General features: G+C 62.1%; 16 protein-coding genes. 9 read left to right on the top strand and 7 right to left on the bottom strand.

What is annotated here, in order from left to right; genetic code table 11:
- Positions 1-25: 25 nt before the first annotated feature.
- On the bottom strand, positions 26-241 hold the full coding sequence (locus MJ122_RS00805) for a hypothetical protein (protein WP_088416822.1): 216 nt from the start codon (positions 239-241) through the stop codon (positions 26-28).
- 198 nt (positions 242-439) lie between these two features.
- Between MJ122_RS00805 and MJ122_RS00800 the strand changes: the two genes are divergently transcribed.
- The gene (locus MJ122_RS00800) at positions 440-970 is read left to right on the top strand and encodes a hypothetical protein (RefSeq protein ID WP_239741788.1); all 531 of its coding nucleotides are present in this window, start codon (positions 440-442) and stop codon (positions 968-970) included.
- On the opposite strand, the gene MJ122_RS00795 is transcribed toward MJ122_RS00800, so the two are convergent.
- Positions 961-1,173, bottom strand: a complete 213-nt coding sequence (locus MJ122_RS00795; RefSeq protein WP_088416824.1) for a DNA-binding protein — start codon at positions 1,171-1,173, stop codon at positions 961-963. The two genes, MJ122_RS00800 and MJ122_RS00795, sit on opposite strands and share 10 nt — an antisense overlap.
- 121 nt (positions 1,174-1,294) lie before the next feature.
- On the opposite strand from MJ122_RS00795, the gene MJ122_RS00790 reads away from it, so the two are divergent.
- Complete coding sequence (locus tag MJ122_RS00790; RefSeq protein ID WP_081596683.1) at positions 1,295-1,708, top strand: helix-turn-helix transcriptional regulator; 414 nt, start codon at positions 1,295-1,297, stop codon at positions 1,706-1,708.
- A gap of 9 nt (positions 1,709-1,717) precedes the next feature.
- Here the strand turns inward: MJ122_RS00790 and MJ122_RS00785 are convergent, their stop codons facing one another.
- Positions 1,718-2,599 carry a DUF6685 family protein gene (locus MJ122_RS00785; RefSeq protein WP_239741786.1) on the bottom strand — a complete coding sequence of 294 codons (882 nt, stop codon included), beginning with the start codon at positions 2,597-2,599 and terminating at the stop codon, positions 1,718-1,720.
- 149 nt (positions 2,600-2,748) lie between these two features.
- Here MJ122_RS00785 and MJ122_RS00780 point away from each other — a divergent pair, with 149 nt between their 5' ends.
- Both MJ122_RS00780 and MJ122_RS00775 read left to right on the top strand, forming a co-directional pair.
- Entirely contained in the window at positions 2,749-2,970 is a 222-nt protein-coding gene (locus tag MJ122_RS00780; RefSeq protein WP_088416826.1) for a DUF2835 domain-containing protein, read from the top strand.
- Positions 2,971-3,023: 53 nt separating this feature from the next.
- The gene (locus MJ122_RS00775) at positions 3,024-4,049 is read left to right on the top strand and encodes a quinone-dependent dihydroorotate dehydrogenase (protein ID WP_088416827.1); all 1,026 of its coding nucleotides are present in this window, start codon (positions 3,024-3,026) and stop codon (positions 4,047-4,049) included.
- Positions 4,050-4,152: 103 nt separating this feature from the next.
- On the opposite strand, the gene rmf is transcribed toward MJ122_RS00775, so the two are convergent.
- Positions 4,153-4,371, bottom strand: a complete 219-nt coding sequence (rmf, locus tag MJ122_RS00770) for a ribosome modulation factor (RefSeq protein ID WP_081519407.1) — start codon at positions 4,369-4,371, stop codon at positions 4,153-4,155.
- A 480-nt stretch (positions 4,372-4,851) separates the two neighbouring features.
- On the opposite strand from rmf, the gene rlmKL reads away from it, so the two are divergent.
- Positions 4,852-7,038, top strand: coding sequence for a bifunctional 23S rRNA (guanine(2069)-N(7))-methyltransferase RlmK/23S rRNA (guanine(2445)-N(2))-methyltransferase RlmL (rlmKL, locus tag MJ122_RS00765; RefSeq protein WP_239741785.1), 2,187 nt, complete (start codon positions 4,852-4,854; stop codon positions 7,036-7,038).
- Between the two features lie 182 nt (positions 7,039-7,220).
- A complete protein-coding gene (locus MJ122_RS00760; RefSeq protein WP_239741783.1) occupies positions 7,221-9,551 on the top strand; it encodes a diguanylate cyclase in 2,331 nt (776 codons plus the stop codon).
- 39 nt (positions 9,552-9,590) lie between these two features.
- Here MJ122_RS00760 and dacB read toward each other — a convergent pair whose 3' ends face one another.
- On the bottom strand, positions 9,591-11,027 hold the full coding sequence (gene dacB / locus MJ122_RS00755; protein WP_088416830.1) for a D-alanyl-D-alanine carboxypeptidase/D-alanyl-D-alanine-endopeptidase: 1,437 nt from the start codon (positions 11,025-11,027) through the stop codon (positions 9,591-9,593).
- A gap of 249 nt (positions 11,028-11,276) precedes the next feature.
- Here dacB and MJ122_RS00750 point away from each other — a divergent pair, with 249 nt between their 5' ends.
- On the top strand, positions 11,277-11,627 hold the full coding sequence (locus tag MJ122_RS00750) for a YggL family protein (protein ID WP_239741781.1): 351 nt from the start codon (positions 11,277-11,279) through the stop codon (positions 11,625-11,627).
- Here the strand turns inward: MJ122_RS00750 and MJ122_RS00745 are convergent.
- Positions 11,602-12,018 (bottom strand): response regulator, encoded by a 417-nt coding sequence (locus tag MJ122_RS00745; protein WP_239741779.1) that lies wholly within the window; start codon positions 12,016-12,018, stop codon positions 11,602-11,604. The genes MJ122_RS00750 and MJ122_RS00745 overlap by 26 nt on opposite strands.
- Before the next feature lie 796 nt (positions 12,019-12,814).
- On the opposite strand from MJ122_RS00745, the gene MJ122_RS00740 reads away from it, so the two are divergent.
- Entirely contained in the window at positions 12,815-13,441 is a 627-nt protein-coding gene (locus MJ122_RS00740; RefSeq protein ID WP_088416832.1) for a response regulator transcription factor, read from the top strand.
- Positions 13,442-13,449: 8 nt separating this feature from the next.
- The gene (locus MJ122_RS00735) at positions 13,450-17,094 is read left to right on the top strand and encodes a transporter substrate-binding domain-containing protein (protein WP_239741777.1); all 3,645 of its coding nucleotides are present in this window, start codon (positions 13,450-13,452) and stop codon (positions 17,092-17,094) included.
- A gap of 14 nt (positions 17,095-17,108) precedes the next feature.
- On the opposite strand, the gene MJ122_RS00730 is transcribed toward MJ122_RS00735, so the two are convergent.
- Positions 17,109-18,440 (bottom strand): deoxyguanosinetriphosphate triphosphohydrolase, encoded by a 1,332-nt coding sequence (locus tag MJ122_RS00730; protein ID WP_239741775.1) that lies wholly within the window; start codon positions 18,438-18,440, stop codon positions 17,109-17,111.
- Positions 18,441-18,472 lie beyond the last annotated feature (32 nt).

The raw sequence follows: 18,472 nt of genomic DNA, 5'->3' as shown, positions 1-18,472 counted from the left end.
GATACGAGAACGACGACCAGCAGAATCAGCTGCCGCTTCGCCCAGCCTCGCGCGGTTCGGTCAGTGCCCGACGGTACTTGGCGTACAGCTCATCGGACATATTGCTGGCCCCCAGCATCTTCAGCGCGAAGGATTTGACTTGCTCGTCGCTGTAGGGCTCTGGCTGCGGCGCCGGTTGGCTGGCGCAGCCCACCAGCCACAGGGGCAGGGTCAGGGAGAGGAGGGCGAGGGCACGATTCATGGTTTCACACGCAGGCTGGTTCGGGATGAGGGAAAGGCTATCAACCGCTCGAGGCGAGCAGAAATCATCCCGTTCAATAGTGGTTATCGTTTCTGGCGACTTCCGACGCTTCAGTCCTACAGAAAGTTCCCGGCTGCGGCGTTTTACAGCGAATGCGGATATCCTTCCCCGCTGTTTATCCCTATTCAGGACATCCCCATGAAAGCGCAACTCGTCGAACTCCTCACGCTGATCAGCTCCGGCTGCCTGGGTGAGGATGAGATCCAGCAGGTCGCCGACGAGGCTTCGCAGGCCTATGCCGATCCGGCGGCCTTCCTCGCCGCCAATCCGGACATCAATTACGACGAAAGCTTCCCCATTCCGCTGGGTGAGTGGGTGGTGGTGGGCAGCCTGCCGGAGATCGTGCTGTTCATGGGCGACAGCTACGAGGAGCTGTTCGGTGAGATCCGCGCCTCCTTCGACCCGAGCGTGAGCTTCGTGCTGCAGGCCAAGCAACTGCGCAAGACCGAGCCGCTGGCCGCGCTTAACCGCATCCAGACCCAGCTCGGCGCGCTGTACCCGGAAAAAGGCGGCTATGTACTGGTGAACTTCAGCGAGCCGCTGGACACCGAGCTGCAGTGCGTACTGGTGTACCGCAATGACCTGGAGCGGGTCATGGCGCTTTGCGTGGAGATCGGCATTCCTGCCGTGCCGGCGCTGCAGGCCGCCCAGCAAGCCGATCAGGACTGATCCGGCTGGGTCATCAGCAGCAGGGCGCCCAGGTCCACCAGGACCCGGCCGCCTATGCGTCGAGTCGGTATCGCTTCTTGATCGATCCAGAGTTGCACAATGGCTGGTCGGTCGTTCAGCCCGACCAGCTGTGCAAAGCGCTGGGGCGTCACGTAATAGCCACCTTCGTCAAGGTCCGGGCTGAATCCGCTTTCCTCGTTCATATCGTGTCCCGCACCATCCCGTCTGATTGGTCCATGGCCTCTGCTACGGCCTGGACGACGAATTAATCCTAGTTATTAGGGTGTTTATCCGGGCTTTATCGGTCTCGGAGATGGATGACGCATGATGAAGAAACGTTTCCTATTCACTGCAGGAGAAAGACTACGCGCACTGCGCTCGCTGACGGGCCTGTCTCGCCGCGCCTTCGCCGAGGTGGTTGGTATGAAGGCCAAGGATGTGGAAAACATCGAGTACGGCAATCAGCGCATGCGTGACCTCGATTTCCAGAAGGTCTGCAGCGTTTACCCGGATTTCAGCCGGTGGATAACCTACGAAGGGCCGATCGACCAGGCAGAGGTGACCTGGAAGGTCGAGGACTCCGCCCAGCGCGCGGCGGTTTATCTGGTCAGGAGCAATCCGCAGCTGTTGGCCACGCTCGGTCTGACTCTGCAGGAGTGGCGGGCACGGCACCATGAGGTGCTCGATAGCCTGGAGGAGGAGGAGCGCCAGCTCTGGGAAGAGAGCCGCGAGGAGTGAGGTGTCGCGTCAGCCGGCCGTGCCGGTCTGGCGCAGGTAGGTGATCACGTCCGGAGCGCCGGCTTCGCGCAGCCCCTGACCGAAGCCATCCGACTGGGGGTCATCCCTGGGCAGCAGCAGGCTCTCCGGGGTTTCCGAATTGAACAGGCCGAAGCGCGCGTAGGGCATGCCGGTCTCCAGCAACAGTTCCATGAAGGACGCGTCGCTCCAGGCCTTGGCCGGCATGGCCAGCATATGGAAGCCGTGCTCCAGTTCATCCAGCACAGGGGCCTGCAGGGCAAAGCGCTGGATGCTCGCTGGCAGGATGATCTCCAACCCGCGGCGGCGGGCATAGACCACCGCGTTGGCCAGTTCGCACGGGTGATTGTCGTCGTCCCAGAACAACCGCACGCCGTGCCAGCTCGCGCTACGCAACTGCAGAGGCGCCTTGCGCTCGAAGCCGGGCAGGGCCACACCCAGTACCTTGGTGAAGTCGTTATAGCTGATGATCCGCACCTTGCGGCACTGCTCGCAGTTGGAGAGGTCTTCGAGCCCTGCCAGGGGGCTGTCGAGCAGGCTGCGGCAGCAGAGGCCATCGATGCTTCGAATGTCGACGGCGGGGTGCTCTTCGCGGTAGCTGGTCACCAGGCGCTTGAGTACGGCGTGGATGCGCGCCTTGTCTTCCTGTACCGGACCGGACAGCGCGCCGCGCGGCAGGTCGATCAGACGGTACAACGGAGGGCCCGATTGCCAACCGAGACCCGCGGGCCCGTTGGGCAGTGGCTCGAAGGGCAGGGAAAGGCTCCGGCTGCGCTCAGCCACGTTACGCCCATCGGAGCTGCCAATACCCAGACGCTGGGCGAGGGCAGCCAGCCGACTGGTCACGCTGCGGGGGCGGGATGGTTGACTCATGGGCGACGCAAGACTCTCGATGGCCGGCTGGTGAGTGCAGGAAGCGCCGGGCGTGATGCACGGCGAATTGCCCTAAGCATAGAAAACCCTGGCGCCGTTGGGCGCATGCGTTGTGGCAAAATTCTTTCCTTCATTTGCTGGAGGCCTCCATGGCTTGCGTTGTGCTGGATATATGCCTGCCGGTGGACCGGCTGCAGGCGCTCTATCGCGGGCATGTCAACCGGGTAGAGGTGGTCAGTCGCGATGGTCGGCGGATCAATCTGCCGGCGTATCACCTGCGTCCATTCGTCACTCACTCCGGAGTTCATGGCAGCTTCGAGCTGGAATTCGACGATTCCGGGCGGCTGCTGGCGCTGCGTCGCCTCGCCTGAGCGAGAGTGGGCTGGCTATAATAGCGCCCCATTTTGCCGACCGATGCCCGACCATGTACAGCCTGGCCCGCGAGCTCCTGTTCAAGCTCTCCCCGGAAACCTCCCATGAATTGTCCATCGACCTGATCGGTGCCGGTGGCCGCCTGGGCCTCAACGGCTTGCTGACGCCGGCGCCGAGAAGCCTGCCAGTAAAGGTCATGGGTCTGGAATTCGCCAACCCTGTGGGGCTGGCCGCCGGCCTGGACAAGAACGGTGACGCCATCGACGGCTTCGCCCAACTGGGCTTCGGTTTCGTCGAAATCGGCACCGTCACCCCGCGTCCGCAGCCGGGCAACCCCAAGCCGCGCATCTTCCGCCTGCCGCAAGCCACCGCAATCATCAACCGCATGGGCTTCAACAACCACGGGGTCGATCATCTGATCGAGCGGGTCAAGGCGGCGAAGTACAAGGGTGTGCTGGGCATCAACATCGGCAAGAACTTCGATACCCCGGTCGAGCGCGCGGTGGATGACTACCTGATCTGCCTGGACAAGGTCTACGCCCACGCCAGCTACGTCACGGTCAACGTCAGCTCGCCGAACACCCCCGGCCTGCGCAGCCTGCAGTTCGGCGATTCGCTCAAGCAGTTGCTCGAAGCGCTGCGCCTGCGCCAGGAAGACTTGGCGGTGAAATATGGCCGTCGCGTGCCGCTGGCGATCAAGATCGCCCCGGACATGAGCGACGAGGAGACCGCGATGGTCGCTGCCGCGCTGATCGAGGCGGGTATGGACGCGGTGATCGCCACCAACACCACCCTGGGTCGCGAAGGCGTCGAGCACCTGCCGTTCGGCAACGAGGCGGGTGGCCTGTCGGGTGCCCCGGTGCGCGAGAAGAGTACCCATATCGTCAAGGTGCTGGCCGGTGAGCTGGGTGGTCGCCTGCCGATCATCGCCGCGGGCGGCATCACCGAAGGTGCGCATGCCGCGGAGAAGATCGCTGCGGGTGCGAGCCTGGTGCAGATTTACTCGGGCTTCATCTACAAGGGTCCGGCGCTGATCCGCGAGGCGGTGGACGCCATTGCGGCGGCCAAGCGGGCTTGAATTCGGAAAGCAGAAATAAGTAGGGCTCCTTTCGGAGCCCTTGGGCTTGCGCCCTTTTCCGCCCGGATGGGGCGGCTTGGGGAAGTCGGGGGTGACCCTGGATTCAGCCTGTTGCGTGCTGCAATTGGTTCACACGTTGAATACCGGCGGCGCCGGTCAAACCATCCCAGTTGTCGCCGCGGCCCTCACGCCAGCCGTTGAGCCAGGATTGCCGGGTAGTGGGATGGGTAAACGGACAGAGGTCGCGAGATTTTCCAGTAATGCCGTGCTGATAACCACGCAAAAAGGCTCTTTCCAACGGATCACGCTTAAGTCTTCTCATAGGGTGTAGCCCTCACTTGTTGACTGTTATGTCCCGTTGGCCCCCCAGGGAGGCCGGGCGGAAATTTCCGCCAATGGGGCGCATTGCCGGCGTGACGCGCCCCGCCCGACACCGTTGCGGTGAAGGATTACCCCGAGTTCTATCGAAAGGTTCCGGGGCTGTGAATGACCAATTTGTCATAAGGACGTAACTCTTATGGGTTTGGGCCATAAGGTTCGTGCGGTTTGCAAAGTGCCAGTACGGCATAACCCGCCAGGGGCGGGAGCTTGCCAAGGATCAAGAGGAATGTGTGTCTAATTGAGACCATCTCTCGTTCCGACGAGTGGGGTGACTTTCTGCGACGCGAGGCCGCAGGCCGGTTCGCCGGTCCATCCCGGAAAATGAATTAACGGGGTCGCTTTGGTTCGCGGATGAACAAAAGGTGGCCGACAAGGCCGTAAGCGGCTTTGCTGAATGGGCTGAGGCCCGGGAATTATTTGCATGGCGGATTTGCACGATCTCTTCCTCACCTGCCCGAAAGGGCTCGATGGCCTGTTGCTGGAGGAAGCCCAGGCGCTCGGGCTGACCGAAGCGCGTGCCCAGGTTTCGGCCATTCGCGGCAAGGGCGACCTGGAGACGGCCTACCGCCTGTGCCTCTGGTCGCGACTGGCCAACCGTGTGCTGCTGGTGCTGTCGCGGTTTCCGGTGAATAACGCCGAAGATCTCTACCTGGGCGTCAACGCCGTGTCCTGGAGCGACCACTTGGATGCCGGCGGCAGCCTGGCGGTGGAATTCAGCGGCAAGGGTTCGGGCATCGACAACACGCACTTCGGCGCGCTGAAGGTGAAGGACGCCATCGTCGACAACCTGCGCGCCGAATTCGGCAAGAGGCCGACCGTCGACAAGGTCAACCCGGACATCCGGGTTCACCTGCACCTGGATCGTGGCCAGGCGGTTCTGTCGCTGGACCTTTCCGGGCACAGCCTGCACCAGCGTGGCTACCGCCTGCAGCAAGGGGCTGCGCCACTGAAGGAAAACCTCGCCGCTGCCGTGCTGATTCGTGCCGGTTGGCCGAAAATCGCTGCCGAAGGCGGCGCATTGTCCGACCCGATGTGTGGCGTCGGTACCTTCCTCATCGAAGCTGGCCTGATCGCCGCCGACGTCGCGCCGAACCTCAAGCGCGAGCGCTGGGGCTTCAGCAACTGGCTGGGCCACGTGCCGGCGATCTGGAAGAAGCTGATCGAGGAAGCCCAGCAGCGTGCCGAAGTCGGTCTGGCGAAGACGCCGCTGTGGATTCGCGGCTACGAGGCCGACCCGCGCCTGATCCAGCCTGCGCGCAACAACATCGAGCGTTCGGGGCTCGCCGAATGGGTGAAGATCTACCAGGGCGAACTTGCAACCTTCGAGCCGCGCCCGGACAAGGGCCAGAAAGGCCTGATCATCTGCAACCCGCCTTACGGCGAGCGCCTGGGCGACGAGGCCAGCCTGCTGTATCTCTACCAGCACCTCGGTGAACGCCTGCGCCAGAGCTGCCTGGGCTGGAGCGCCGGTGTGTTTACCGGCGCGCCGGAGCTGGGCAAGCGCATGGGCATTCGCAGCCACAAGCAGTACGCCTTCTTCAACGGCGCGCTGCCGTGCAAGCTGATCATGCTGGATATCGATCCGCGCCAGTTTGTCACCGGTGAGCGTGGGGAGCGCAGCGAAGCCTCTCAGGCGCAGCAGAGCGCCGCTGTGATCGAGCAGGCGCGCCTGAGCGAAGGCGGGCAGATGTTCGCCAACCGTGTGCAGAAAAACGTCAGGACGCTCGGCAAGTGGGCGCGCAAGGAAAAGGTCGAGTGCTACCGCGTGTATGACGCCGACATGCCCGAGTACGCCCTGGCAGTGGACCTCTACCGCGATTGGGCGCACGTGCAGGAATACGCCGCGCCCAAATCCATCGACCCGGAGAAGGCCCAGATCCGCCTGCTCGATGCGCTCGCCGCGTTGCCGCAGGCGCTGGGTATTCCCACCGAGCGCATCGTCATCAAGCGTCGCGAGCGCCAGACTGGCAAGAAGCAGTACGAGCGGCAGAACGCCGAAGGCCGCTTCATGGAAGTCGAAGAGGGCGGCGTGAAGCTGCTGGTCAACCTGACCGACTACCTCGACACCGGTCTGTTCCTCGATCACCGTCCGATCCGCCTGCGCATCCAGCGCGAGGCTGCCGGCAAGCGGTTCCTCAACCTGTTCTGCTATACCGCCACGGCCACCGTGCATGCCGCCAAAGGCGATGCGCGCAGCACCACCAGCGTCGATCTGTCGAAGACCTACCTGGACTGGGCGCGGCGCAACCTGTCGCTCAACGGTTTCTCCGACAAGCAGCGCCTGGTGCAGAGCGACGTGATGGAATGGCTGCGCGAAGACCGGGGCGAATACGACCTGATATTCATCGACCCGCCCACCTTCTCCAACTCCAAGCGCATGGAAGGCGTGTTCGATGTGCAGCGTGACCATGTCGAGCTGGTCGATCTGGCCATGGCTCGCCTGGCCAAGGGCGGGGTGCTGTATTTCTCCAACAACTTCCGCAAGTTCGAGCTGGACGAAGGGTTGGCGGCGCGTTATCAGGTCGAGGAGATCAGCGCGCAGACGCTGGACCAGGACTTCGCCCGCAACAGCAGGATCCACCGGGCCTGGCGCATCACCGTACGCTGACGCCCGAGCGGCGCGCGGCCTGGGCCGTGCGTCGCAGCATGGCTGGGCAAATGGCCATCGGCTGCTATAAGAACTGAGTACCCCTGAGATCGGGAATCCACATGACTCAGTTGCCGGCCTCCAAGCAGTTGCCCGCCGCTCAGGGAGTCGCCAGCCAGAAGAAGGCGCTGCGCGCCGCCGGTGTGGTGCTGGTGGCAGGCTTTTTGCTGACGGCGCTGCTGGGCTGGAATGTTTGGCGCAACGCCCACATCGCCCTGGAACAGCAGTTCGCGCTCACGGCCAATGAGCGGATCGACCGGGTTCGAGAACGCCTGTCGACGCAACTGAGTGAACTGGAATCGATCCAGCGCTTTTTCGAGAACTCCGAGAAGGTCTCTCGCGAGGAGTTCGAGCACTTCGTCAGCCCGTTGTTGGGCGATACCCTGGGTTACGCCTGGCTGCCCCGCGTTGACCAGCGCCACCGCGAAGCCTTCGAGGCCAGCGCCCGCGCCGCCGGCATGCTGGATTACATGCTGTTCGACCTCGATCTGCAGGGGCGGCCGATTCCTGCTCAAGTCCGCGAGCGCTATTTTCCCGTCCTCTATGGCGCCTCCGAATACCTTGAGGAAATGCCCCTCGGGCTTGATCTCAATTCGACCCTGCCGGGCCGGGAACTGACGCAACGTGTGCTGAAGTCCCGCTCGGTAGCCGCATCGATGCCTGTCGTTCTGCCCGGAGCTCCGCCAGCGGACTCCACCGGCCTGCTGCTGGCGGCCCCGCTCTATCGCACCAGCGCGACACCCAGCCCGACGGCGGAGACTCGCGTTGGCATCCAGGGCATCCTCCTGGCGGCAATCAGTTATCGACTGCTCATCGAGCAGGGAACGGAGGGGCGCGGCGAGCAACTGGCGTTGACCCTGCGCGACGCCAGTGATCCACGTCCGGACGTACCGCTCTATCGCAGCCCGGTCGCCGCTGACCAGACGGCGGGGCTCGTCTCGGAGCGCCACCTGCCTTTTGCAGGCCGTGACTATCTTGTCCGGGTCGAGCCTTCCAGCGACTTCCTGCGACGCAATCAGGGACATCCGCAGCTGTGGGTGGTGCTCGCCGGCAGCCTGACCTCCATGCTGCTGGCCGGTTATGTCCTGACGCTGCTCGGCCAGCGTCAGCGCGCCCTGCAATTGGTGGATGAGCGCACCGCCGAACTGCGGGCCAATCAGCTGGAACTGCAGGAAAACCAGGCGCGCCTGCACTTCGCCATGGATAGCGCTGGGCACGGTGTCTGGGACTGGAACCTGGATAGCGGGAATGTCTTCTATTCCCACGCCTGGAAAGCCATGCTCGGCTTTCGCGACAGCGAAGTGGGGACGACGACCGATGAAAGCCTGAGCCGAGTCCACCCCGACGACAAGCAGTCGCGCTGCGAGGCGCTGCGGCGGCATCTGCGCGGGGAGTCCTCGCTGTATCAGAGCGAGCACCGGCTGCGTTGCAAGAGCGGACGCTGGCTTTGGGTGCTCGATCGTGGACAGGTGGTGGAGCGCGGCAACGATGGCGCGCCGCGGCGCATGATCGGCACGCAGACCGATATCAGTTCACGCAAGGCCGCTGAACTGGAGCTGGGCGAGGTCAATAGTCGCCTCCACGGTCTGCTCGATGCGGCGACCCAGGTGGCCATCGTTTCGACCGACTTGCGTGGGTTCGTGCGCAGTTTCAACGTGGGGGCCGAACGGATGTTCGGCTACAGCGCCCAGGAAGTGATCGGGCGGCCGGTGCCGGAGAACGTTTTCGTCAAGGACGAGATCCGGCGCCGCGCCCAAGACCTGTCGGGCATCCTTGGCCGCGAGATTCGCGGCTTCGAAGTCGTCGGCGCTCTCGTCGGAGAGGGCCATGAGGAGCACGAATGGACCTGCGTGCGCCGAGATGGTCGGCAACTGAAGATCAACCTGATCATTACCGGTGTCCGCGATTCTGCCGGCAACACCACGGGCTATCTGGGCATTGCGACCGACATCACCCGGCGCAAGGAGGCGGAGCTCGAACTGCGGCGGCTGTCGGTCACCGATGCGCTCACTGGCATCCACAACCGCCGCTATTTCAAGGAACAGCTGGACCAGGCCATGGCGCGTTGCGCCCGCAGCGGCGAGCCGTTGTCGCTGGTGATGTTCGACATCGATCACTTCAAGGACATCAATGACCGCTTCGGTCACGAGGCGGGTGATACCGTGCTGGTTACCCTGTGCCAACGGATTGCCCAGCGTCTGCGCAAGGTGGACGTGTTCTGCCGCCTCGGCGGCGAGGAACTGGTGGTGCTTTGCCCGGGCAGCTCGACTGACCAGGCCTGGCAGTTGGCTGAGGCGCTGTGGCAGGCGCTGCGTGGCCAGCCGATGGATGGCGTCGGCGTGGTGACGGCGAGCTTCGGGGTGGCGTCCTGGTGTCCTGGCGAGAGTGCGGACGACCTGATGCGCAAGGTGGATCGCGCGGTCTATCGTGCCAAGCGTCTGGGGCGGGATCGCCTGGAGAAGGTTGAAGCCTGATGCGAAAACCCCGGCCAGTTGGCCGGGGTTCCTGTGGGATCAACGCTTGGTGCTGCTGTACAGGTCCAGCAACACCTGGTCGAGGATCGACGAGGCGCCCCACGGTCGGTTGCTGTTGAGGATCGCTACCACCACCCAGGTACGGCCGTTGGCATCGCGACTGAAGCCGGCGAGGGCGCGTACGGTGTTCAGGGTGCCGGTCTTCACGTGGGCTTCTCCGGCCATGGGCGTGCCGCGCAGGCGTTTGCGCATGGTGCCGTCCTTCGCCACGATCGGCAGCGAGGAAATGTACTCGGCGGCATAGGGGCTGTGCCAGGCAGCTTGCAGCATGGCCGCCATCTCACGGGCGCTGACGCGCTCATCGCGGGACAGGCCCGAACCGTTTTCCATCACCAGGTGGCTCGCGGTGATGCCCTTGCGCGCCAGCCACTGGCGGATCACCCGCTGCGCGGCCTGGGCATCGTCGGCGTCGGCGCCGTTGCGGTACTGGCGGCCCACCGAGAGGAACAACTGGCGGGCCATGGTGTTGTTACTGAACTTGTTGATGTCGCGGATGATTTCCACGACGTCCGGCGACATGGCGCGGGCCACCAGGGTGGCGTTCTTCGGCACGGTTCCTTCGCGATCCTTGCCGAGGATGCTGCCGCCCAGCTCCTGCCAGATGCCGCGCACGGCACCTGCGGTGTAGGCCGGATGCTCGAGCAGCGACATGTAGGTCTGCGCACTGCAGCCTTGCGGAATCTGCCCGGTGGCGACCAGAGAGGTACCGTCGAACTGGGTCACCGGATTGAAGCGCAACTTCGGCCAGGCCGGGCAGGCTGCGGGCTTGCTTACCTGGATCTGATTGTCGATGCGCACGTTCGCCAGCGGCGGGTCCATCAATACGGTGGCCTTGCTGCCTTCGGTGCGGATCACCAGGCGCACGCTCTTCAGGTTGACCATCAACGAGTCGGGGCCGACCAGGAAGGGCTTGTTGTCGTCACCGCCGTCATCGTTGAACACCGGCAATTGCGGGATGTTGAAGTAGCTGCGGTCCAGCACCAGATCGCCGTTGACCTTGCGTACACCATTGGCGCGCAGGTCGCGCATCATCAGCCAGAGCTTCTCCAGGTTCAGCTTCGGATCGCCGCCGCCCTTGAGGTAAAGATTGCCGTTGAGCGTGCCGTCCTTGAGCTGGCCGTCGGTGTAGAACTCGGTCTGCCATTGATAGGTCGGGCCGAGCATTTCCAGGGCGGCATAGGTGGTGAACAGCTTCATGGTCGACGCCGGGTTCACCGACACATCAGCGTTGAAATAGGTCGCATTGCCGGGGCCTTCCAGCGGAATCATCACCAGCGAGAGGGCGTCATCGGTGAGTTTGCTGGCCCGCAGCGCCTTCTGTACGCGCTCGGGCAGGGTGGAGTTGATCTGGGCAACGGCCGGCAAGGCGAAGGGCAATAAAGTAGCGAGAGCGAGGACGCGCAGAGACTTGAGCATAGAAAAGATGACATCCCAGTGGTCGGGCATTGACTTGAAAAAATGAAAAGATGAAGCGCAACACTACAGATGAAATACTCCCTGTTGGATCGGGAGGGGCGACTCATTATGCCGCAAGCCGATCCTGTATGCGCAGGCCTTCTAATGCCGGTCGTCTCGCAGCAGCGCTTTGCAACCGGGGTGTACAAGTCTGTGAATTTACTGCTGCATGTTCAACGAGAGACGATTGTCCCCCTGAGGAGAGTTCGGATGGCTACTCATCGTTCCCGTCGTTTGCGCAAGAAGTTGTTTGTCGACGAATTCCAGGAGCTCGGATTCGAACTGAGTTTTCAGTACAAGGAAGGGCTGGGCGACGATGCGATGGACGCATTCATCAAGCGCTTTGCGATCATCGTCGAATCCAATGATCTGGTTTTCAGCGGTTGCGACGAGTATGGGTTGGTCTGTCTTGCCAGGCGTGGCTCGGTAAGCCCGGAACAGCGGGAGATGATCGCAGGGTGGCTGAGGCAACAGCCGGAGCTTGCGGGTTTCAACGTCAGCCCGCTGATCGATGCCTGGTATCCGGATCAGCCGGTCAATCCGCCTGCTCCAAAAGCTTGAAGGCTTCGTCGCCCTGGAGAGCTTGCATCAGTGCGGTTTGATCGAGCGGTTTCGGTAGGCAGGCCAGGATGGGCAAGCCGCGCGCCTTGAGCGACTGCTGCAGGGTGCGCAATTCTGAATCGTCGCGACAGCTCAGCAGCACTGCGTGCCGGATCCGCCCTGCGGCGGCCAGTTCGATGGCCAATTCGACACCGTCCGTGCCCGGGAGGTTGATGTCGCACAGCAGCAGGTCGAAGGGCCCCGAGCGACGGGCACACTCTTCGCGCGCTTCAGAGGCGTCCAGCGCGGGAGTCAATCTGAAGAAGCCCAAGCGGTTCAGATGCATTTGTGCGGCAATCAACTGGAACGGATGATCTTCCACCACCAGAATGCTGAGTTTGTTGTCTTGCATGAACAGGGGCTCCCAATGTTTGTGAAGGGCACCTTGTCAGTTGGGCCACAACGTTGCCATGACGATCTGTGTTGCCACCTTAGGCCGAACTCTGCCGCTGGAATGTCTTGCTCGAAATGTTGATCTGAATATGCCGGGTTTGGCGTTCTGACTGTCGTCCGATTTAGATTGCCAGCAGGCTTTGTCGTCCTTGCTGTCCTGCATGTATGTCTGCAGGGGCTCCGGTAAATACGATTCGGTAAACTTATATATATCGTGGCTTGTAGCTTCTGGTTTTCGCTTGTTGTTGTCGAAGAGTTTTACCAAGGGGTATGCGGGTTGTGACGGAACCTTTGCCTCGACAGGGCGTCGCCTCATGGACCGGATGGGCCTCGTGGCGCCTGTCCGGCCAGCAGTTCAGTCTGTCGAGCTTCATCAGTGTGCCTTAATGGCCGATCTAGAGCCTCTGGTTCCAGGCTTTAACCGCTGCCGGCTGACCTGACTGCGAGAAATAGCTTGTGCCTTGGGCATTAAGTCGTGAGGGCATATCGAAACTCGGCTAGGTGACATATGCAGAGATAGTGCCGAGGTTTCTCAGGATTCGAAGTCAGCCTTTCTACTCTTTCGCGTCGGAATTTTCTGGCGGAATGGTCGGTGGAGGGACGGTGTTAAGAGTTGCTTGTAGGAATTATTTAGTTGTTGCGTAGGAAAGTCCTCTATTGACCAATAATGAGGGGATTCAATCTCGACATAATAGGCTTGGCATATATCTTACCGAAGGATGTCTTATTTCAATGAGTCTTCGGGAGGAAGCTTGATGAGCAAAGTTCTTATTGTCGATGATCACCCGGTCATTCGCATGGCGATGCGTGTACTGCTGGAAAAGGAAGGCCATGTCATCGTTGGGGAAACCGACAATGGTGTGGATGCGCTTTCGCTTGTCAAGGATCTTGTCCCCGACCTCGTCGTCCTGGATATCGGCATTCCCCGGCTCGATGGTCTGGAGGTCATCAGCCGTATTTCCGCTTTCGAGCTTCCGCTCAAGGTCCTGGTCCTCACGGGACAGAGTGCCTCGCTGTTCGCCATGCGGTGCATGCAGGCCGGTGCGTCGGGCTTCGTCTGCAAGCAGGGCGGCCTGTCGGAGTTGATCAGCGCGGTCAACGCCGTGGTCGCCGGATACAACTATTTCCCCAGCACTGCGGTTCGCCAGACCCGCCGCAACAACGGGCAGATGGATGATCAGGAGCTTATCCAGCGCCTCTCCGACCGAGAAATGGCCGTGCTGCAGTATCTGGCCAATGGCTATTCGAACAAGGAAATCTCCGAGCAAATGTTCATCAGCAACAAGACGGTCAGCACCTACAAGACCCGTCTGCTGCTGAAACTGAATGCCCATTCGCTGGTCGACCTGATTGAGTTCGCCAAGCGGAACGCTCTGGTCTGAGGTGTGTGATGTTCCGCTTCCGCATGCTCATTGGTGTGTTGCTATTCATCTGTTGCGGATGGGTGACGGCGGAGCAGCACGACTGGACCGAAATGAACCTGCTGGCTCGTTCCACGGACGAGCCGGTCAGGGTGCAACTCAGCGATTCCGACTGGCACTGGCTCCGTGACAAACGGACGCTGCGCCTGGGCGTGACGGCGCCCGACTACGCCCCGTTCGACATCACGGGAAGCGGAACGGACCTGGAAGGTATCACCGCCGATGTGAGCGGGATCATCGCCGACACCCTTAATGTACGGATGGAGGTGCGGCGCTACCCTGACCGAGATGCGGCGATCGCCGCCCTGGCGCGTGGCGATATCGACCTGTTGAGCCGAGCCACCGGTTACGAGGGCGCGCGGCCTGGTATCGCGTTGTCCGTTCCCTACTTCACCAACCAGCCTGTGGTGGTCGGTCCGGAAACCGCTCGTCTGGAAAGCGCGGAACCGTTCGTGGGAAAGCGCATTGCGGTAGTCGGCGATTACTTCCCAGCGGAAGAGCGTGACAAGTACTTCGCTGGCGCCACCGTGCAAACCTATCAATCCGTGCGTCGCGCACTGGAAGCTGTCGCCTTTGGTCAGGCGGATCTGTTCGTGGGCGATGCCTTCAGCGCGCAGTACCTGATCAGCCAGGGCTATCTGGCCAACCTCAAATTGCTCAACTTCGCCAACTTCAATGGCGAAGGTTTCAGTTTTGCGGTGGATGGAGCCGACCGCACCCTGCTGAATATCCTCGACCGCACCCTGGACGCCATTCCAAGACAGGCCGAGAACGTCATCCAGCGTCGCTGGAGCCCCGGCGGCACCAGCTCCATCTCCGGCCAGCAACTGGTCCTGACTCCCCAGGAACAGCGCTGGCTGGCCCGCCATCCGCATCCGAAAGTGCTGATCGATCAGGCCCTGGCGCCGGTGTCGTTCTTTGACTCCCAGGGACAGTTCCGTGGCATCGCCGCTGATCTGCTGGACCTTGTTCAAAGTCGTACGGGCATCGATTTCGAAGTGCTCCCGATGCCCAGTGTCCCGGCGATGCTGGATCAGCTGCGCACAGGCAAGGCCGATGTCATCGCAGCGTTGGTGCCTACCATGCAACGTGAAGAATGGCTGGGCTTCACCCGGCCGTACATGGCGGCATCTTTCGTTGTCGTTGCCTCGGGCAAGAGCGAGTGGCTGAACTCATTGAGCGATCTGGACGGACGCAGCGTTGCGGTCCCCAAAGGCTCCATCGTTGCGGACTTCATGCGCACCCATCACCCGTTGGCCAAGCTGGTGGAGGTGGAGAACAACGTCGACGATCTTGCGATGATCAGTGAGGGGAAGGTGGATGCCGGCGTTCATCTGATGTCCTCCGCCAACTACCTGATATCCCGCTATTACCCGGACCTCAGAATCGCCCTGGCACTGGACCGGGAGCCTGGACAGTTCTCGCTGGCGGTGTCCCAGTCGGAGCCGGAACTTCTGAGTATTCTCAACAAGGCAATCCTGGCCATTTCGCCCGAGGAACTGAGCAACATCACCACGCGCTGGGCCCTTGGCGTGGAACGGCCGGACAGCGTCTGGCAAGGCTACCGTACCCAGTTCATCCGGCTGGCATGGGGCGCGGCTCTGGCGCTGCTCGCCGTGCTGTTCTGGAATGGGTGGTTGTGGCACAAGATGCGTCGGCGCCGGGATTCCGAGAAAGAGCTCAGCTATCGTCTCGAGTTCAAGCGTGCCTTGATCGATGGCATTCCCCAGCCTGTAGCAGTGCGCGATCGCGAGGGGAGGCTGGTTACCTGCAATATCGGCTTTCTCAAGGAGACCGGCATGTCCCGCGAGTCGGTGGACGGTTCGCGCGTCGTGGATTGCTCCTGGCTGGAGGCAGGCGATGCGCAAGCGTTGCAGCAGATCCATCAGCAGGCCATGGAGCAGGACGCAAAGGTGGCGTCCGACCTTATCCTGCACATGCGGAACGAGGTCCGGGAAATTCATTACTGGGCCACCCCCTACCGTGGGCCCGGTGGGGATATATCCGGCGTGGTGACGGGCTGGATCGATGTCACCGAACGCGAGCGGTTGCACCATCAGCTCGAGGCGGCAAAGGAGCAGGCCGAGGAAGCCAACCGTGCCAAGAGCACCTTCCTCGCCACCATGAGCCATGAAATCCGCACTCCGATGAACGCAGTGATCGGTATGCTGGAACTTGCGCTGACCCGCGCCGACCAGGGGCACTGGGAGCGTGAGCCGGTCGAGGTGGCCTACGATTCTGCACGGTCGCTGTTGACCTTGATTGGTGACATTCTCGACGTGGCCAAGATCGAATCCGGACGCCTGACGCTGATGCCCGAGCGTGCTCATCTGCGCGAGTTGGTGGAATCCGTGGCGCGTGTGTTCGATGGGCTGGCGCGACAGAAGGCGCTGGAGCTCAGATTGGAAATCGAGGCGGACGCCGCCTGCGATGTGCTGATCGACCCGCTGAGGTTCAAGCAGATTCTGTCGAATCTGGTCAGCAATGCCATCAAGTTCACCGACTTCGGGCATGTGAAGATCCGGGTCCATGGCAAGCGTGTCGCCGGCGAGCGGCTGGCACTGGAGGTCAGCGTACAGGACAGCGGAATCGGTATTTCCGAAGATGAGCAGCGCCAGTTGTTCGAGCCATTCAGCCAGGTTGTCCGCAGTGCTGATGCGAGTCGCGGCGGCACAGGACTGGGGCTCACCATCTGCCGCAAGCTGGCGGAGATGATGGGGGGCACGGTACGCATGGAAAGCAGACCGGGAGCCGGTACCACGGTCACGGTGCGGCTGTTGCTGCAGACCCTCGAAAGCCTGCCGGAATGCGAGGTGGGACCGGTCGCGACAGTCGCCGGCACTCTCCATTCGCTGAAGGTGCTGGTGGTCGATGACCATGCTGCCAACCGGATGTTGCTGACTCAGCAGTTGGAACACCTGGGGCACCGGGTCGAGGTGGCGTCCGACGGCGCCCAGGCGCTACAGCTATGGCATCCAGGCGACTTCGACCTGGTGATCACCGACTGCAACATGCCGGTGCTCAATGGCTACGGACTGGCCAGGCGAATCCGTGAGCTGGAAGAGGAGATGGAAGCCGAGCCTTGTGTGATCTTCGGTTTCACGGCCAACGCCCAGCCTGACGAGATAGAGAACTGTCGGCGCGCCGGTATGGACGACTGTCTGTTCAAACCTATTGGCCTGGACAACTTGCGATTGCGCTTGGCAGTGGTGCCGAGGATTTCAATCGATGACGATGGCCCCGCGGCCGAAGAGGAAAAGCGAGCCGACGGTTTCGATCTGAAGTCCTTACGGGAAATGACCGGCGGAAACCCTGGATTGATTCGCCGCCTGCTGGAGGAGCTGCACAGCAGCAACCGCATCGATATCGATCAGGTCCGTCCGCTGTGGGAGGCGGGTGACTGGAAGCAGCTGGCTGACCTCGCGCACCGAATCAAGGGCGCGGCTCGGCTGGTCAACGCGGACACGCTGCAGGATCTTTGCGGCAAGCTTGAAGAGGGTTGCAAGGGCGGCCTCGACAGCAAGGAGCTGCGCAATCGGGCAATGGCGGTTGAGCAAGCGATGGCGGCCTTGCAGGATGATCTGCAGCAGCAACTGCGCAAGCTGGCCGCCTAGCCTGTACGGCCGCTTCAGCTTGGGCTGGAGCGGCCGGTCATCTCGCGAGCCATTTCGGTGGCATAGCTATCGGTCATGCCGGCGATGAAGTCTGTTACGCGCAAGAAGGAGCGATAGAGCGTCCAACTCGGGTCCGGTGCATAGTGACTCAGCAAGTCGAGGATGCGCTGGTTCTTGAACGACGGCGTACGCTGGCGGTGCTGTTCCAGCACGGCACCACAGAAGGAATTCAAGAGGATTTCCAGGGTGGTGTAGGCGCCGATCTCATGCAGCGTCTTGCGCTTGTCCTGGAAGATCTTTTCCCGCGCCATACCCTTGGCTCGTTGCACGCAGCGTTTGGCCTGGCCGTGCATGTGCTCCACCAGATCGCCCTGCAGGGTGCCTGCGAGCAGGGCCGGCTCCTGCTCGACGAAGGCCCGCGCGGCGGCATTGGTCAGGTGTTCTATGGCCTTGCCCCGCAGGATCGCCATCTTGCGCCGGCGGGAGTCCTTCGGGCCGAGCTGACGGTAGGTTTCCGGCAGGTCGTCGCCAACCAGGTCAAGCAGCAGCGTTTCCACTTCGCTGTAATCGAGCAGCTCCATTTCCACACCGTCTTCCAGGTCGATCAGGCCGTAGCAGATGTCGTCCGCCGCTTCCATCAGGTACACCAGTGGGTGGCGCGCCCAGCGTTCGTCCTCCAGTTGCGGCATCCCCAGCTTCTGGGTGATCTGCTCCAGCAGCGGCAACTCGCTGCGGTAGCAGCCGAACTTGTGTTTCTTGTAGCCCAGGGAGTCAGCGTGGCGCGCCGTCCAGGGATACTTCAGGTAGGTGCCGAGCGTTGCGTAGGTCAGTCGGGTACCGCCATCGAACTGGTGGTATTCGAGTTGGGTGAGCACACGAAAGCCCTGGGCGTTGCCTTCGAAGTGCAGGAAATCCGAGCGTTCCTCCTCGCTCATGCCATCCAGCCAACCGCGCCCGGCAGCCTGCTGGAACCAATGGCGGATGGCGTCTTCACCGGAATGGCCGAAGGGCGGGTTGCCGATGTCATGTGCAAGGCAGGCGGACTGGACGATCACACCCATGTCCGCCGGGTCGCACCATTCCGGCAGGCGATCACGGATGATCTCGCCGACGCGCATGCCCAGTGAGCGGCCGACACAGCCGACTTCCAGCGAGTGGGTGAGGCGGGTGTGGATGTGGTCGTTGCTCGATACCGGATGTACCTGGGTCTTGCGCCCGAGGCGGCGGAAGGCGCCGGAAAAGATGATGCGGTCGTGGTCCTTGTGAAAGGCGCTGCGGCCCAGCTCGGTGCTGCTGTGCACGGGTTTGCCGAGGCGCTCCCGGGGGAGCAGGGTGTGCCAATCCATTCTTCAATCCGCGAGCAAAAGTGTTACCGGCA

Source organism: Pseudomonas sp. DP-17 (assembly GCF_022380625.1).
Taxonomy (GTDB): Bacteria; Pseudomonadota; Gammaproteobacteria; order Pseudomonadales; family Pseudomonadaceae; genus Pseudomonas; species Pseudomonas nitroreducens_A.
The sequence above is the reverse complement of the archived record's forward strand: the minus strand, read 5'-3'. Positions and strand labels throughout refer to the sequence as shown.

Coding starts and splice junctions, on each gene's coding strand:
- MJ122_RS00795 (WP_088416824.1), bottom strand. CDS start 1,173: ATGAACGAGGAAAGCGGATTCAGCCCGGACCTTGACGAAGGTGGCTAT.
- MJ122_RS00740 (WP_088416832.1), top strand. CDS start 12,815: ATGAGCAAAGTTCTTATTGTCGATGATCACCCGGTCATTCGCATGGCG.
- MJ122_RS00785 (WP_239741786.1), bottom strand. CDS start 2,599: ATGAGTCAACCATCCCGCCCCCGCAGCGTGACCAGTCGGCTGGCTGCC.
- MJ122_RS00750 (WP_239741781.1), top strand. CDS start 11,277: ATGGCTACTCATCGTTCCCGTCGTTTGCGCAAGAAGTTGTTTGTCGAC.
- MJ122_RS00730 (WP_239741775.1), bottom strand. CDS start 18,440: ATGGATTGGCACACCCTGCTCCCCCGGGAGCGCCTCGGCAAACCCGTG.
- MJ122_RS00790 (WP_081596683.1), top strand. CDS start 1,295: ATGATGAAGAAACGTTTCCTATTCACTGCAGGAGAAAGACTACGCGCA.
- MJ122_RS00735 (WP_239741777.1), top strand. CDS start 13,450: ATGTTCCGCTTCCGCATGCTCATTGGTGTGTTGCTATTCATCTGTTGC.
- MJ122_RS00745 (WP_239741779.1), bottom strand. CDS start 12,018: ATGCAAGACAACAAACTCAGCATTCTGGTGGTGGAAGATCATCCGTTC.
- rlmKL (WP_239741785.1), top strand. CDS start 4,852: ATGGCGGATTTGCACGATCTCTTCCTCACCTGCCCGAAAGGGCTCGAT.
- rmf (WP_081519407.1), bottom strand. CDS start 4,371: ATGAGAAGACTTAAGCGTGATCCGTTGGAAAGAGCCTTTTTGCGTGGT.
- MJ122_RS00805 (WP_088416822.1), bottom strand. CDS start 241: ATGAATCGTGCCCTCGCCCTCCTCTCCCTGACCCTGCCCCTGTGGCTG.
- MJ122_RS00780 (WP_088416826.1), top strand. CDS start 2,749: ATGGCTTGCGTTGTGCTGGATATATGCCTGCCGGTGGACCGGCTGCAG.
- MJ122_RS00775 (WP_088416827.1), top strand. CDS start 3,024: ATGTACAGCCTGGCCCGCGAGCTCCTGTTCAAGCTCTCCCCGGAAACC.
- MJ122_RS00800 (WP_239741788.1), top strand. CDS start 440: ATGAAAGCGCAACTCGTCGAACTCCTCACGCTGATCAGCTCCGGCTGC.
- dacB (WP_088416830.1), bottom strand. CDS start 11,027: ATGCTCAAGTCTCTGCGCGTCCTCGCTCTCGCTACTTTATTGCCCTTC.